Annotated in this window: 14 protein-coding genes; 6 read left to right on the plus strand and 8 right to left on the minus strand. The window is 72.3% G+C overall.

The features are described 5' to 3' along the window. Positions 1-4: 4 nt before the first annotated feature. Positions 5-256, minus strand: coding sequence for a hypothetical protein (locus tag ABZZ04_RS06640; RefSeq protein WP_356931081.1), 252 nt, complete (start codon positions 254-256; stop codon positions 5-7). Between the two features lie 253 nt (positions 257-509). Here ABZZ04_RS06640 and ABZZ04_RS06645 point away from each other — a divergent pair, with 253 nt between their 5' ends. Then, on the plus strand, positions 510-776 hold the full coding sequence (locus ABZZ04_RS06645; protein ID WP_356931082.1) for a type II toxin-antitoxin system prevent-host-death family antitoxin: 267 nt from the start codon (positions 510-512) through the stop codon (positions 774-776). Between the two features lie 278 nt (positions 777-1,054). Here the strand turns inward: ABZZ04_RS06645 and ABZZ04_RS06650 are convergent, their stop codons facing one another. Continuing rightward, on the minus strand, positions 1,055-3,643 hold the full coding sequence (locus tag ABZZ04_RS06650) for an FtsX-like permease family protein (RefSeq protein ID WP_356931083.1): 2,589 nt from the start codon (positions 3,641-3,643) through the stop codon (positions 1,055-1,057). Continuing rightward, the gene (locus ABZZ04_RS06655; protein ID WP_356931084.1) at positions 3,640-4,428 is read right to left on the minus strand and encodes an ABC transporter ATP-binding protein; all 789 of its coding nucleotides are present in this window, start codon (positions 4,426-4,428) and stop codon (positions 3,640-3,642) included. The genes ABZZ04_RS06650 and ABZZ04_RS06655 overlap by 4 nt, the downstream gene beginning before the upstream one ends. A gap of 702 nt (positions 4,429-5,130) precedes the next feature. Between ABZZ04_RS06655 and ABZZ04_RS06660 the strand changes: the two genes are divergently transcribed. Then, complete coding sequence (locus ABZZ04_RS06660; RefSeq protein WP_356931085.1) at positions 5,131-5,580, plus strand: DUF485 domain-containing protein; 450 nt, start codon at positions 5,131-5,133, stop codon at positions 5,578-5,580. Between the two features lie 26 nt (positions 5,581-5,606). Next, positions 5,607-7,196 carry a cation acetate symporter gene (locus ABZZ04_RS06665; RefSeq protein ID WP_356931271.1) on the plus strand — a complete coding sequence of 530 codons (1,590 nt, stop codon included), beginning with the start codon at positions 5,607-5,609 and terminating at the stop codon, positions 7,194-7,196. Between the two features lie 40 nt (positions 7,197-7,236). Here the strand turns inward: ABZZ04_RS06665 and ABZZ04_RS06670 are convergent, their stop codons facing one another. Further along, positions 7,237-7,824, minus strand: a complete 588-nt coding sequence (locus tag ABZZ04_RS06670; RefSeq protein WP_356931086.1) for a hypothetical protein — start codon at positions 7,822-7,824, stop codon at positions 7,237-7,239. After that, positions 7,745-8,197 carry a PadR family transcriptional regulator gene (locus ABZZ04_RS06675; protein WP_356931087.1) on the minus strand — a complete coding sequence of 151 codons (453 nt, stop codon included), beginning with the start codon at positions 8,195-8,197 and terminating at the stop codon, positions 7,745-7,747. Before ABZZ04_RS06675 ends, ABZZ04_RS06670 begins: the two co-directional genes overlap by 80 nt. Positions 8,198-8,343: 146 nt before the next feature. On the opposite strand from ABZZ04_RS06675, the gene ABZZ04_RS06680 reads away from it, so the two are divergent. The 3 genes from ABZZ04_RS06680 (at position 8,344) to ABZZ04_RS06690 (ending at position 10,046) form a co-directional block, all read left to right on the plus strand. Further along, positions 8,344-8,760: a PPOX class F420-dependent oxidoreductase gene (locus ABZZ04_RS06680; RefSeq protein ID WP_356931088.1), complete on the plus strand. Its 417-nt coding sequence runs from the start codon at positions 8,344-8,346 to the stop codon at positions 8,758-8,760. 187 nt (positions 8,761-8,947) lie between these two features. Continuing rightward, complete coding sequence (locus ABZZ04_RS06685; RefSeq protein ID WP_356931089.1) at positions 8,948-9,565, plus strand: GNAT family protein; 618 nt, start codon at positions 8,948-8,950, stop codon at positions 9,563-9,565. Between the two features lie 91 nt (positions 9,566-9,656). Further along, positions 9,657-10,046, plus strand: a complete 390-nt coding sequence (locus tag ABZZ04_RS06690) for a hypothetical protein (RefSeq protein WP_356931090.1) — start codon at positions 9,657-9,659, stop codon at positions 10,044-10,046. A gap of 26 nt (positions 10,047-10,072) precedes the next feature. On the opposite strand, the gene ABZZ04_RS06695 is transcribed toward ABZZ04_RS06690, so the two are convergent. The 3 genes from ABZZ04_RS06695 to ABZZ04_RS06705 form a co-directional block, all read right to left on the minus strand. Next, positions 10,073-11,986, minus strand: coding sequence for a protein kinase (locus ABZZ04_RS06695; protein ID WP_356931091.1), 1,914 nt, complete (start codon positions 11,984-11,986; stop codon positions 10,073-10,075). A gap of 192 nt (positions 11,987-12,178) precedes the next feature. Further along, on the minus strand, positions 12,179-13,072 hold the full coding sequence (locus tag ABZZ04_RS06700; protein ID WP_356931092.1) for a cellulose-binding protein: 894 nt from the start codon (positions 13,070-13,072) through the stop codon (positions 12,179-12,181). 207 nt (positions 13,073-13,279) lie between these two features. Further along, the coding region (locus ABZZ04_RS06705) for an SUKH-4 family immunity protein (protein WP_356931093.1) at positions 13,280-14,510 on the minus strand (1,231 nt) is incomplete at its 5' end.

Below are 14,510 nucleotides of genomic sequence, written 5' to 3' on the forward strand. Positions count from 1 at the left end.
GGGCCTAGTCCCAGCCGTTGACCAGCTTGCACACCGTCACGGGTGCGGCGGGCAGGGGAAGCCGGTCCGTCAGCGCCGCCACCTGCTCGCAGAACGCCCCGACGTCGTGCGCCGCCGGGTGCTGCGGGGCCGGGGAGCCGGTGTCCGCCGCGGTGGCGGCCCCGGTGGAGAGCGCGAGCGAGACGAGGACGAGACCGGTGACGGCGGCAGTGCGCGCAGCGCCGGCGTGCCGCCGCGAAAGCGAAGACCTGAACACGTTTTCCCCTTCGGCTGTTGCGTCCCGCCGGGGATTCCCGGCAGCGACGACGATGCCAGCGGCAAGGGCACGGGAACGGGGCCCGTCGTGTCAGCTTGTTGCACGGCCCGCGGCAGCTTCGTGCAACGGACCCGGCCACCGTGTCCGAAACGGTGCGCCGGGTGACGAAGGGTTGCCGGGTGTCCGTCCGGTGCCGGCGGAACTACCCTTGATCCGTATCCAGTCCTCTCCGTCCGTTCCCTGTGAGGCAGTCGTGGCAGCAGCTCGGCAGTACGACGTGCACGAGGCCAGGACCCACTTCTCCCGGATACTGCAGCAGGTCGAAACCGGCGAGGAGGTAGTGATCAGCAGGGCGGGCGAGCCCATCGCCAAGGTCGTGCCGCTGCGCCCCAGGGCCGACCGGAGCGATTACGGGGTGCTCCGGGGGCGGATCCGCATCGCCGAGAACTTCGACGACCTTCCCGACGACATCGCCGACGCGTTCGGAGCACGCCCTCGTCCGAACTGTCCGACGGACTGAAAGCCCTGCTGCGCACCGAGCTCGAGGTCTGCGTCGGTGCCCCCCCGGGGGGAGGCCGCGATCAAGCAGGGTCTCGGTAATCGATGACGCTCGTCACCCGCGACCAGTGGATTCCCAAGTACGACGTCGCCGTCATGCCCGCCTGACAGCGGCACCGGACGAAAACGGGCCCGGCCCCGGGGTGTTTGGAGGAACACCCCGGGGCCGGACCGGTCAGTCATCCTACGTCGGCCGCCGCACCGCCGACGGGGCGCCCCGTCGGACCGGCGGGGTCCGCGTCAGTCGGTGGCGATCGCGTTCAGGACGTTCATCCTGCCCGCGCGGAAGGCCGGGACCAGCGCGGCGAACAGGCCGACGAAGGCCGAGCCGACGAAGACCGTGAGGATCGTCGGCCACGGGATGTCCAGGACGCCGAGGCCCTCCAGGGCCAGCAGCTTCTGGGCCGCCGTGCCCCAGCCCATGCCCAGGCCGAGGCCGAGCAGGGCGCCGAAGACCGCGATGACCACCGACTCCAGGCGGATCATCCGGCGCAGCTGGCGGCGGGAGAGGCCGATGGCGCGCATCAGGCCGATCTCGCGGGTCCGCTCGACCACCGACAGGGCCAGGGTGTTCACCACGCCGAGCACCGCGACGATGATCGCGAGCCCCAGCAGCCCGTAGACGATGTTCAGCAACTGGCCGATCTGGTCCTTCAGTTGCTCCTTGAAGTCGGCCTGGTTGCGCACCTCGTACTGCGGGTACTTGGCGAGGGCGTCCTGGAGGGCGGCGTACGCCTCCTTCTCCTTGCCGTCCGCGGCCTTCGCGAACATGACCGTGTTGTCCGGCAGGACGTCGGCGGGGACGTACCGCCGGGCGGTCGTGGTGCTGATGTACATCGCGCCCTTGTCGATGTTCACGTCGTCCGAGGTGATCGCGGCGACCTTCAGCTTCGCCGTCTCGCCGCCCTCGAAGGCGACGGTGATCCGGTCCCCGACCCGGACGTGGTGCTCGGTGGCGTAGGTCTCGCCGACCGACATGGCGTCCTTGCCGTACGCGGCGGCCAGTTCGCCGGAGACGGTCTCGCGGCGGACGTCGTCCTTGTACGTGGGGTCGGCGGCGGTCAGCGCCTCGTCGCCGGTGGTGCCGTCGGGGGCGGTGAGGGAGGCGCCGACGACCTTGTACTCGGTGAGGTGCTCGATGTCCGGCACCGACTTGAGCGCCTTCACGGCCTGGTCGACGATCTGTCCGCCGCCGTCGCCGGCCGGCTGGACGATGAAGTCCGCGCCGACCGACTTGTCGAGTTCCTCGGTGGCGGAGGCCACCATGGAGGAGCCGACGACCGAGAGGCAGGCCACGAGCGCGAGGCCGATCATCAGGGCGGCGCCGGTCGCCCCGGTGCGGCGCGGGTTGCGCAGGGCGTTGCGCTCGGCGAGCCGGCCGACGGGACCGAACATCCGCAGCATGACCGCGCTCAGCACCCGGACCACCAGACCGGCCAGCAGCGGGCCGATCACGATGAACCCGATCAGGGTGAGGAAGACGCCCGCCCCGAGCAGGAGCGAGCCCTGCCCCGATTCGTCGGCCCGTGCCGCGGCGAACAGCGCGGCGCCGCCGCCGAGCGTGAGGACCAGGCCGATCGCGGCCCGGACCCGGCCCGCGCGGCCGTCCGCCGGGGTGCCGGCCTCCCGCAGGGCGGCCATCGGGGAGATCTTCCCGGCCCGGCGGGCGGGGAAGTACGCGGCGACGACGGTGACGAGGATGCCGAGCACGAGGCCGACCACCGGGGTCGTCCAGGCGATCGTGAGGTCCCCGGTGGACAGCTCCATGCCCACCGCGCCCATGAACTTCATCAGGCCGACGGCGAGCCCGATCCCGGCACCGATGCCGAGGAGGGAGCCGACGACGCCGAGGAGCAGCGCCTCGATCAGCACGGACCGGTTGACCTGATTGCGGCTGGAGCCGATGGCCCGCATCAGGCCGATCTCGCGGGTGCGCTGGGCGACCAGCATCGAGAAGGTGTTGACGATCAGGAAGATGCCGACGAGCAGGGCGATCCCGGCGAAGCCGAGCATCGCGTACTTCATGACGTCGAGGAAGGAGCCCATCGAGTCCTTGTTGGCGGCGGCGGCCTCCTCCTGGGTCTGGAGCTCGTAGTCGGCCGTGCCGCCGAGCGCCGCCGCGACGTTCTTCTTCAGCTCCTCGTCGCCGACGCCGTCCTTCGCGGTCACGGAGACCAGGCTGAAGACGTCGGACCCGCCGAGCAGCTTCTTCTGCGCGGTGGCGGTGTCGAAGTAGACGATCGCGGCGCCGGGGTTGGTGACCTTGAAGGCGGCGATGCCGCTGATCCGCGCCTCGATGTCGCCGGAGGCGGTGATGGTGCGCAGTTCGTCGCCGAGCTTCAGACCGTGCTTGTCGGCGGTGTCGGCGTCGACCATCACCTCGGTCGGGCCGCGCGGGGCGTGGCCGGAGGCGATCTCCATGGAACGCAGGTCGTTCCTGGTCCAGTTGCCCGCGATCGTCGGGGCGCCCGTGGACGAGCCCATGTTCTTGTCGTGCCGGTCGACGACGGTGACGGACATGCTGACGACGGCGCCCTCGGCGGACTTCGCGCCGGTGGCCGACGCGGCCCGCTCGACGGCGGAGGCGGGGACCGTGGCGGGCCTGCCCTTGTCCGGGACCACCTCGTCGTGACCCTCGAAGTCCTTCGGGTTGACGGTGACGTCGGCGGACGTCACGGCGAAGAGCTTGTCGAACGTGGTGTTCATGGTGTCGGTGAAGACGAGCGTCCCGCAGACGAAGGCCACCGACAGCAGGACCGCGACGGCGGAGAGCGCCATGCGTCCCTTGTGCGCGAGGAAGTTGCGTCTCGATGTCTTCCAGACGGTCATGACGTCCGCCCGCGCGAGTCGAAGTCCTTCATGCGGTCGAGGACCTGGTCGGCCGTCGGGTTGTACATCTCGTCGACGATGCGCCCGTCGGCGAGGTACAGCACCCGGTTCGCGTAGGAGGCGGCCACCGGGTCGTGGGTGACCATGACGATGGTCTGGCCCAGTTCGTCGACCGACCTGCGCAGGAAGCCCAGCACCTCGGCGCCGGCCCGCGAGTCCAGGTTCCCGGTGGGCTCGTCGCCGAAGATGATCTCCGGCCGGGCGGCGAGCGCCCGGGCGACCGCGACGCGCTGCTGCTGGCCGCCGGAGAGCTCGGTGGGCCGGTGCCGCAGCCGCTCGGACAGACCGACGGTGTCGACGACCTGGCGCAGCCAGTCCGCGTCCGGCCTGCGGCCCGCGATGTCCATCGGCAGCGTGATGTTCTCCAGCGCGTCGAGCGTGGGGAGCAGGTTGAACGCCTGGAAGATGAAGCCGATCCGGTCCCGCCGCAGCTGGGTGAGCTTCTTGTCCTTGAGCCCGGTGATCTCGGTCTCGTCGAGGAAGATCTGCCCGGACGACACGGTGTCCAGCCCGGCCAGGCAGTGCATCAGGGTCGACTTGCCGGAACCGGACGGCCCCATGATCGCCGTGAACTGCCCGCGGGCGATGTCCACGTCGACGTGGTCGAGCGCGACGACCCTGGTCTCCCCCGCCCCGTACGCCTTGACGACCTGCCGCGCCCGCGCGGCAACGGCCGTGCTCCTGCCCGTGCCCCCGTGCCTGGGAATGGTCACAGCCGTTGTCACGGTTCTGCCCCCTGTTGTGTGTCGATCGGTGTGCGCGCGGCGGTCGGCGGGTGCCGGTCGGCGCGCGGGATGGACCGGCTTCCGCGGGCCCCGTCGCCCGGTGTGCCGGTGTCATGAAGCCTGCTGGTCCGGACGGGGCCGGCGCACTGGTGCGCGGCACAGTCCCGGGGTGGGGTTTTCCCCACCCCGGGGGCGGGGTCGCCCCCGCCCTCCCCCCTTGCGGCCCGCCGCTTCCGCGACGGGTTCGAGCCGTTTTCTCGATGTAGGAACACGCTAAGGAACGGACCCCCGCGGTCACGTCCTCCGCCGGGAGGAACGGTCCCTGCCCAGATGTGGGGAGCTCCCCCTAGGGGTATCGCCCCCAGGGTGCAGGCCCTTCTCAGGGACTCCACCCACGGGTGCAGCCGCCCGGGACCACGGCGGTCACCGGCCACACTCCTCAGCAGCGGCGCCGGGCCCGTGGCGGCCCTCCCGCCCGGGGACGACCCCGGTGGGTACGTGCACGGGGAAGGAATCCCGCCGGAACCACCCGCACCACCGGTTTCACCAGCTCCTGTGAACCGGGTAATTACCACCGGTAATTCGGGCCGCCCCCTCCCCAACTGCCGTACTCACGAGTAATGTTCGCGCTTCCGACCGCACCACCGCACTCCTGCCTTGCCGTCCGGACCAGGAACCGAGCCTTGCAAGGAGCAGCCCCCCATGTCGCACGGAGCACCGCCCCCGTCCCCGTACTCCTCCTGGCCCGGACGGCTGCCGCAACAGCCCCCGCGGCACCGGCCCCCGCACGGTCCGGACCACCTGCCGCCCTGGCAGGACTCCGGCCCCGCGGCGCCCGACGACCCGTCCGGCGCGCCCCCGCCCACCCCCGGCCGCCACAGCGACCTGCGCCGGCTGCGCACCTCGTACCGCTCGCTGCGCCGCGTCGCGGTCCTGACCACGCTCGGCTACTTCGTCGCCTTCCTGCTGCTCTCCGGCTTCGCCGAGGGCCTGATGGACCGGCCCCTGTTCGCCGGGCTCAACGTCGGCCTCGCGCTGGGGCTGTGCCAGATCCCCGTGACGGTCCTCGCCGTCGTCCGGTACGAACGGACCGCCCGCCGCACGGTCGACCCGCTCGCCGCCCGGCTCCGAAGAGCGGGAGAGGCCCGGTGAACGTGTTCGACGACTCCGCGCAGTCGATGTCCCTGGTGGCCTTCCTCGCCGTGGCCACGGTGGCACTGCTGCTCTGCGTGATGACCGGCCCGGACCGCGACGACCTCGCCGAGTTCTACACCGGCTCCCGCTCGCTCCCGCCCCTGTACAACGGCCTCGCCCTGGCCGGCGACTACCTCTCCGCGGCCACCGTGCTCGGCACCACCGGCATCATCGCCCTCACCGGCTACGACGGCACGATCCTCGCCCTGAGCATCACGCTCTCGCTGGTCCTGCTGATGTTCCTGCTGGCCGAACCGCTGCGCAACGCGGGCGGGTTCACCATGGGCGACCTGCTCGTGCGCCGTGCCCCCGGCCGCGCCGTCCGCATCACCGCCTGCGCGGTCACCCTCGCCGCGCTCGTCCCCATGATGGTCGTCCAACTCGCCAGCAGCGGCGACCTGTTGTCCTTCATCCTGGGCTTCGACAGCTCCGGGTTCCGCACCGGCGCCATCATCGGACTCGGCACCCTGATGATCGGCTACTCGGCGATCGGCGGCATGAAGGGCACCGCGCTGATCCAGATCGTGAAGACCGTGGTCCTGCTCGTCGCCTCGCTCACCATCGCCGTACTGGTCATGGACCGGTTCGGCTGGGACACCGGCGCCCTGCTCGGGGCCGCCCGGCAGAGCAGCGGTGCCGGGGCCGCCTATCTGCGCTCGGGGCTCCAGTTCGAGGGCAGCGCGCTCGACATGGTCAGCTCCGAACTCACCGTGGTCCTCGGCGCCGCCTGCCTGCCCCACGTCACCATGCGCATGACGAGCGCCCGTTCCACCGCGGCCATGCGCCGCTCGCTGTCCTGGGCGGTCGGGGTGGTCGCCACGATCTGTCTGCTGCTCGTCGTGATCGGCCTCGGCGCGGGCGCCCTCGTCGGCCACGAGCGCATCACCGAGGCCGGCGCCTCCGGGAACAGCGCGATCCTCCAGATCAGCGGAGTCGTCGCGGGCAGCGGCCGGGCGGGGGCGCTGATCGTCACGACCATGACGACGGCGATCTTCCTGACGCTCCTCGCCTCTGTCGCCGCGATGATCCTCGCCTGCGCCAACTCCCTGGCGCACGACCTGTTCGCCCACGGCCTGCACGGCGTGCGCCGCCCGGACCGCAAACCGCTGGCCGGTCTGTCCGAGATGCGCACGGCCCAGGCCGCCGCGATCGTCGTCGGCCTGCTCGCCACCACGCTCGCCGTCATGGCCCGGCACTGGAACGTGCAGGCCCTGGCCACGCTCTCGTTCTGCGTCGGCGCGTCCGCCCTGTCCCCGGCGCTCGTCTACAGCATGTTCTGGCGCCGTTTCACCCGCACCGGCCTGCTCAGCACCCTCGTCGTCGGCACGCTCTCCGTACTGGTCCTGATCACCGGCACCAACCTGGTCTCCGGATCGCCCAGTTCGGTCTTCCCCGACCACGACTTCAACTGGTTCCCGTACACCACGACCGGCCTCGTCTCCATCCCGGCCGGCTTCCTGGCGGGCTGGCTCGGCACGGTCCTCCCCCGTCACACGGCCCCCGGGGCCCGCCGCCTCTACCAGGCGGAGGAGCCCCGGATCCTGGCGGGAGCACCACCGGTGTCGCAACGCTGAACGCGGGCGTCCGCCCCGCCCCGGCCCGACCGGTGAAGTCCTACCGGTCGGCGCCGGGCGCGGCGGCCTTCCTGCGCCGCGCGTCGGCCACGGCGTACGCCACTCCGGGGAGGAACAGCACCGGAGCCGCCCACAGCGGCACGGTGAACAGCGTCCCGCCGCCGCCCAGCCACCGGGACGTCAGCACCACGGCCAGGGCGACGACCAGGCCGACCGCCGCGTTCCTGCCGAGCCCCAGGTTGCCGCGCCGCAGCTCCCAGGTGACCGTGACCGCCGCCACGACGGCCCAGAAGACGAGGTCGTCGGCGCCCACGGCCCGTTCGGGGCTCCACCGGACCAGGCACACGATCAGGATCAGACCGCCGAGCGCGGAGCAGGCCATGGCCGCCGCGCGCAGCAGCCGATGGGCGAACGGGGCGCGGGCCCGCGCCCAGGACGCGGCGAACCCCTTGACGTCGTCGCCCACGACGTCCTGGGGCGTGCGCCCCTCGGCCAGCGCGTCCTCCAGATGGGCGGAGAGCTCGTCGAGCATCTCCCGGACGGACCCGTCATCGATGCCCCGGTACTCCCAGTTGCTGCGGCAGACCGCGAGCACCTGCTCGTTCGTCATGGTCCGCTGATTCGTCATGATGCGATCCCCCCGTGGGTTCGGTGGCGGCCAGGACCTGCCCCACATGCCCGCTGAAGGCATGCCACACGGCCCGGCCGCTCGCCAGTTCGACATGTCCCGCCTCGGTCAGGCGGTAGTACTTGCGCGGTGCGCCACCACTGGCCGACGGGGCGCGGTACGAGGAGATGGCCCCGTCCCGCTCCAGCCGGGCGAGCAGCGGATAGATGCTGCCCTCGCTCACGAGGTCGAGCCCGCTGTCGGCGAGCGACGACACGAACTCGAAGCCGTAGCGCGGCCGTTCGGCGATCAGCGACAGCAGGCACAGGTCGAGCACTCCGCGCAGCAGCTGGCTGCGACGCTGGTCGCCGTTGGCGGGCAGCCCCTTTGTCATGCGGTACAAGATAGTCAGTCATTGTCATGCGCCGCAAGATACTTGTGGCGCATGACAATGAACGGCTCCGGCCCGGTCGCCCAACGGCCCCGGCCGGTCGGGCACCGCCGGACGGCCTCGGTCGTACGGACATCTAGGCTCCTGGCATGTCCACAGAAATGAACGCCGCCGTGCGCGACCTGCTCGATGCGCCCCATCCGGCCGTCCTGTCCACCCTCAACCCCGACGGCGGCCCGCAGAGTTCGGTGGTCTGGGTGAGCCGCGACGGCGGCGAACTGCTGATCTCCACCCAGCGGGGCCGGCGCAAGGAACGGAACGTGCTCCGGGACCCGCGCGTCGGCCTGACCGTCTTCGACCCCACCGACCCCGACCTGTACGTCGAGATACGCGGCACCGCCGCCGTCACCGAGGACACCGGGCGCGCGGTGGCCGTCCGCATCGCCGAGGAGTACCTCGGTCCGGGCGGCGGCAAGGAGTACCTGGAGGCCCCGCCGGAGCACGTCCGGGTCGTGGTCCGCATCACCCCGACCAAGATCCTCGGCAGCGCCACCAGGACCGCCTGAGAACCCCCGCGCACGCCCCTGCGGGCAAACAACGGGCCCGCGGTACCCGCACCGGGCCACCGCGGGCCGCAGGCGGACGGCGCGCGCCCGGCCGCCCCGGCCGGCCTCGATCACCGGGGCCGAGCGGCCGGGGCCCGCGCCGGATATCAGGAGGACGTCGGGCGGGCCGGTCGGACACAATGCGGCCATGACCGATCACGTTCGAAGCACCGCACGCCCGGACTTCCTCGACAAGCCGTCGCTGCAAGGCGAAAAGGTGCTGCTCCGCCCCGTCACGGCGGACGACGTGGATGCGCTGATGCCGATGCTCCTGGACGCGGAGGCAGCACGGCTGACCGGCAGTCATCACTACGACGGGCTCGATGAGGGGCGCATACGTTCCTGGTACGGCAGCCGCGCGGAGCAGGACGACCGGTTGGACCTCGCGGTGGTCGAGCGGGCGACGGGCGACGTCATCGGCGAGGTGGTCCTGAACCAGTGGGACCCGGGCAACGGGAGCTGCAACTTCCGCATCTGCCTGGCACCCGGCACGTACGGACGCGGCCTGGGGACGGAGGCGACCCGGCTGATCGTCGGGTACGGATTCGAGGAACTGGGGCTGCACCGCATCTCGCTGGAGGTCTACGCGTTCAATCCGCGTGCCCGCCGCGCCTACGAGAAGGCGGGGTTCGTCGCCGAGGGCGTGCTGCGCGACGCGCTGCTCTGGGAGGGCGAGCGGGTGGACTCGACGGTGATGTCGATCCTGGCGCCGGAGTGGTTCCGGCACGGCGGACGTCCGGAGGCGGCAGGCCACGCCCCGGACTGACATGGACGGCCGCGACCCCTCGCCGCGACCCGATGAACCATCAGGCGTGCTCGCTCTGGTGTGCGCGGATGTGATCGGTGATCCTGTGCGCATGTTGCTTCCGATCACCCGCGAGAAGGCCGAACTGATCGAGGTCGTCCGCATAGCCGATCCGATAAGGCATTTCGGTTCCGAGGACCTGACCGGCGACGAGGTCGCCCTCTGGGAGGCGCCCCGGACCGATCGGATCCTGGCCCTGATCGACGACCTGCCGGACAGCGAGCTGCACCGCTGCTTCTCCCCCGGCTGGGGCATCCGGGTCCACGGTGCCGACGGCCTGCTCCTCCAGCTCGCCTTCTGCTTTTCCTGCCACGGGATACGGCTGTGGGGACCGGGCGTCCCGGACGAGCAGGAAGGGCTCCACGGCTTCGATCCGGACAGCGCTCCGGCCCGGGAACTGCTTCAGCGGTTCCGCGACGCCGGGAGTGCCGAGGCCGGCTGAACCCGGCGGCCGTCGATCGTCGGCCGTCAGGAGTTGCGCCAAAGCTGTCCCGCGTTCGAGGAGTCGCAGTCCCCCACCTGGAAGCCGATGGTGCTGAACGCCTGCAGGCAGCGGTTCTCGGCGACGTTCACCAGGGTGTGGCCGTTCGAGGTCCTGGTCCCGATCCGCCAGGTCTGGGAGTCGGAGGAGTTGCAGGCCTCGGTGCCCAGACCCGCGTAGCCGTTGGACTTGAGGCATTTGCCGCTGCCCTGCCCGACCAGCTTGAACCTGCCGCCGGACGTGGGCCGGTACGTCCACTTGTAGTAGAGCGTGGCCCCGTTGTGCGCGGGCTCGCCGCACACCGAGTTCATGATCATGGAGCCCCCGAACTCGGAGTAGGACTCCCCCAGGCACCGCTTCACGGAGACGTTCTTGAGGTAGTACTGCCCCGAGGGCGCCGGCACCTGTCCGCCGCCGTCCGAACCGCCCGAGCCGGAGCCGCCGGAACCACCCGATCCGGACCCCGAACCCGAACCCGAGCCCGACCCGGAACCGGACCCGGACCCGGAACCCGAACCGTCCCCGGAGCCGCCGGGACCGGAGTCCCCGGCACCGCCGCCGTCACCGGCGCCCGCGCCCTTCCCGTCGTCGCCGTCCTTCGGCTTGTCGCCGGACCTGCCGGGCGAGGCGGAACGCGAGGCCGACGCGGAGCCGGACGAGCGGGAGGGCGACGCCTCGGAGCCCGGGGACCGGCCGTCCGCACCGGGCCCGTTCGGCGAAACGGTGACCGAGGGTGCCGAACCGGCGTTGTCCGGACCGCGGGAGGGGCCGATCTCGTAGGGCCCGAGCGCGATGGTCACGGTCGTGCCCGCGACCACGATCGGGATCGCGACGAGCAGCATCCGGGGGCGGCGGCGCTCGCGCGGCTTGCGGGCCATGGGGCCGGTCGCCCCGCCCCCGTCCCCCTCGGCCGCCCCGGACCTGTCGATCTTCACGGCCGGGGCCGCGGCGTGGGTTTCCGGCCCCGGTTCCGGCTCGGGCTCGTCGGCCGGCGGCGGGGTCGCCGCGAACACCGCCCGCTCGGAGATCCGCTCCGTGACGGCCGGAGGCCACAACTCCGTTGCCGCTGCGGGCACATGGGCGTCCGCCGCCTCGGCGATCTCGGCGGCGGTGGGCCGGTCCGCGGCGTCCTTGGCAAGACACGCCTCGACCAGGGCGGACAGTTCCGGATCGATCCCGGGCAGCCGGCCGAGGTCGGGCTCGGTGTGGACGATGCGGTAGAACAGGCCCGGCCCCGACCCGTCACCGAACGGCGGACGGCAGTTCGCCGCGAACAGCAGCAGCCCGGCGAGTCCGAACACGTCCGCCGCACCGGTCAGATCCCGCTCGGCCAGGGCCTGTTCGGGAGCCATGTAGGCGGGCGTCCCGATGACCATGCCGGTCCTGGTCACCCGGCTCTGGTCGGCCGCCCGGGCCACCCCGAAGTCGATCAGGGACACGCCGTCGAGGGTCAGCATGACGTTGGAGGGCTTGAGGTCGCGGTGCACCATGCGGGCGGCGTGCACGGCGCTCAGGCCCTTCGCCCCGTCGCGCAGCAGCCGCCAGAGGCTCTCGGCGGGCAGCGGACCGCCGTTCAGCCGCAGCGCGTCGCTCAGGGTCACCCCGGGGATGTACTCCGTGGCGAACCACGGCGGTTGCGCCGTGCGGTCGCTGGCCAGCAGCCGCGCACTGACACCGGCCGGCAGCTTGGCGAGGTTGTCGAGCTCGTGCCCGAAGTGGGACAGGAAGTCCTTGTCCGCGGCGAGCACCGGCAGCACCTGCTTGACGGCCGCGTACCGCCCCGCCGAGGCGCCGAGGTAGACCCGGCCCATGCCACCGACACCGAGCACGCCGAGCAGTCTGAAGGCGCCGATCCGCCGGGGGTCGTCCGGCTCCGTCGGCTCCGCTCCACTGCCCCGCAAACGTGACTCTTGTTCAGGCCCCCCGTGCATGGCCACAGGCTAACCCAGCCCGAACAGGCACACGACCACCTCAACTGCGTTCAAGAATCGCAGGTTGGGCGGAATCGGAGAATCCGCGGCAGGGGCGGGAACGGACGCCCCGGAGCGGTCCGGGGCGACGGCCCGGACCGCCGCACCCCCGTCCCCGCGGCCTCAGCCCTCCGCCGGGGCCACCCGGCCCGTCAGCGCCGCGAGCGAGTTCCGCACGTGCGTCATGTGCGCCTGCACTTCCTCCCGGGCCTCCTCGTGCTCCCGCAGTATCCGCTCCGTCTCCCGCACCACCCGCTCCTCACGGACCCGGGCCTCCGCGATCAGCTCCGCACCCCGCGCCTCGGCGTCCTCCTGGCCGTGCCGCGCCGCCTCCTCGGTCTCCGCGAGCGCCCGCCGCGCCTCGGCCAGGTCGTCCTCCGCCCGCCGGATCGCCTCGTCGTGCCGCGCCGCCTGCGCGGCCTCGGCCTCGGCCAGCTCCTGCTCGGTGGCCTGCCACCGCTCGGCGTGCTCCTGCTCCTGGTGGGCCAGGACGCTCGCGGTGCGCTCGGCCGTCGAGACCATCATGGCCTCCGCCTCCGCCCGCACCCCGGCGGCCTCCTCGCGCGCCTCCTCGACCGTCCCGTCGGCGGTGCCCCGGGCCGCGGCCAGCGTCTCGTCGGCGTACTTCTCCGCCGCCTCCCGCATCACCCCGGCGTCCGTGCGCGCCGACTCGCCGAGCGCCGCGCCCGCCTCGGCCGCCGCGTCCCGCAACGCCTGCGCCTCCCCCTCGGCCGCCTCCCGCAGGGCCCGGTCCTCCTCCCGGGCGAGCGCCAGGATCTGCCGGGCACGGTCGCCCAGCGACTCGTACTCCTGCGGGGCCAGCGTGGCGACGACCTCGCCCAGCCGCACCGACTCGGCCGACAGCTCCTCGACCAGCGCCGTGAGCCGGGACAGCTCCTCCAGCGCCGCGTCCCGCTCGGCCGAGAGCCCGGCCACGAAACGGTCCACCTGCTCCGGACGGTAGCCACGTCCCCGTACGCCGACGAAGCCATGCGCGGACACCCGTGCAGAACTCATCCCTTGACGCCTCTTTCCGACTCTCCGACCACCGGCATTACGTCAAGGATGCGGCAATTGGTCAAGAAGTCGGAATCGATCAACTGCATTCCGGACGGAAGCGACGGGCATCACAGACCGGCGCCCCGCACGGTCCGTGACCCGCCGCACACAGAACGGTGCCCGGCCCCTCGTGGAGGAGCCGGGCACCGTACGGAACCTGTCGGGTCAGAGCAACCCGTCCCACATCTGTTCCAGGAGCACCGACCACCAGCTCTCCGGCGACGCCAGCGCCGCCGCGTCCAGCGCCACCAGCTGTGCCTGGAAGTCGACCGTCCAACGACCCGCCTGCTCCGGGTTGAGCCCGAAGCGCAGCCGCCACATCCGGCCCAGCAGCGCCATCGACCGCTGGAACTCCGGCAGCCCGGTGTTCACGAACTGCGGCGGCACCGACTGCCCGCCGGGCCCGGCCTCGACCGGTACGGCCACGATGTTCGCGGTGCCGTACTGCACACAGAGCGCCCGCCCGAAGTCGGACCCCATGACGAGGTACGACCCCGCGTCCGGAGCGGCCTGAACCTGACGCTGCGCGGCCAGCTCGGCCAGCGTCGGCACCACCGGCTGACCCGGCTGCGCCCAGAAGAACGGACCGAAGTCCGCCGGCAGCCCGCCCCACACCAGCGTGCGCGCCACCTCCTCGGGCACACCCTGACGCGACACGGACCGCTGGTCGAACCGGAGGATGCCCTGCGGCCCGAAGGTCTGCGCCAGCTCCTCGGCGATGACCTCCGGCGGCGCCTGCGGCGCGGGCGGCATCTGCGGCAGCGGGGCCCGCACCGGCGCCGGCCGGGCCGGACCGTCCGCCACCTGGTGCAGCTCGCCCTGGTGCGTGAGCAGGTGCTGCATGCCCTGCTGACGGCTGGCGTGGTCCGTGCCGTACGGGGCGACGCTGGTGATCCGCACCTGCGGCCAGGTCTCCCGGATCATCCGCGCGCAGTAGCCACCGGGCAGCTCGCAGGACTCCAGCTCGGTGTGCAGCTCGATGACCTGCTGCGGCGGCACGTTCATGGCCCGCAGCTCGTGCAGCATCTGCCACTCGGGGTGCGGGGTGCCGGGCGCCGAGCGGCGGATCAGCTGCTGCTCGCTGCCGTCGGGCGCGCGGTAGCGCAGCACGGCCTGGTAGCCGGGGCCGACGGTCGGCTGACCGGTCGGCGCCTGCGGATAGCCGTACGCGGCGGGCGGCGGGGTGTGCTGGCCCGGCGGCATCCCGGGAGCGCCGGGCGCACCGGGAGGACCGGGCGGGCCCGGAGGCTGCGGCGCACCCGGACCACCCATCATGCTCGGGTCGGCCAACATCGTCGCGGCGTGATGCACACCACCACCGGGCGGAGGCGTCGAACCCGGCGGAGGCGGCGGCGTACCAGGCGCACCCGGAGCACCAGGCGGACCAGGCGGACCA

Source organism: Streptomyces sp. NPDC006435 (assembly GCF_040612315.1).
In the GTDB taxonomy this organism is placed as follows: Bacteria; Actinomycetota; Actinomycetes; order Streptomycetales; family Streptomycetaceae; genus Streptomyces.

What these genes read in the sequence shown, in the direction of transcription:
- ABZZ04_RS06650 (WP_356931083.1), bottom strand. Translation starts at nt 3,643, where the DNA reads ATGACCGTCTGGAAGACATCGAGACGCAACTTCCTCGCGCACAAGGGA.
- ABZZ04_RS06660 (WP_356931085.1), top strand. Translation starts at nt 5,131, where the DNA reads ATGTCGCACGGAGCACCGCCCCCGTCCCCGTACTCCTCCTGGCCCGGA.
- ABZZ04_RS06665 (WP_356931271.1), top strand. Translation starts at nt 5,607, where the DNA reads ATGTCCCTGGTGGCCTTCCTCGCCGTGGCCACGGTGGCACTGCTGCTC.
- ABZZ04_RS06670 (WP_356931086.1), bottom strand. Translation starts at nt 7,824, where the DNA reads ATGACGAATCAGCGGACCATGACGAACGAGCAGGTGCTCGCGGTCTGC.
- ABZZ04_RS06675 (WP_356931087.1), bottom strand. Translation starts at nt 8,197, where the DNA reads ATGACAAAGGGGCTGCCCGCCAACGGCGACCAGCGTCGCAGCCAGCTG.
- ABZZ04_RS06680 (WP_356931088.1), top strand. Translation starts at nt 8,344, where the DNA reads ATGTCCACAGAAATGAACGCCGCCGTGCGCGACCTGCTCGATGCGCCC.
- ABZZ04_RS06685 (WP_356931089.1), top strand. Translation starts at nt 8,948, where the DNA reads ATGACCGATCACGTTCGAAGCACCGCACGCCCGGACTTCCTCGACAAG.
- ABZZ04_RS06690 (WP_356931090.1), top strand. Translation starts at nt 9,657, where the DNA reads ATGTTGCTTCCGATCACCCGCGAGAAGGCCGAACTGATCGAGGTCGTC.
- ABZZ04_RS06700 (WP_356931092.1), bottom strand. Translation starts at nt 13,072, where the DNA reads ATGAGTTCTGCACGGGTGTCCGCGCATGGCTTCGTCGGCGTACGGGGA.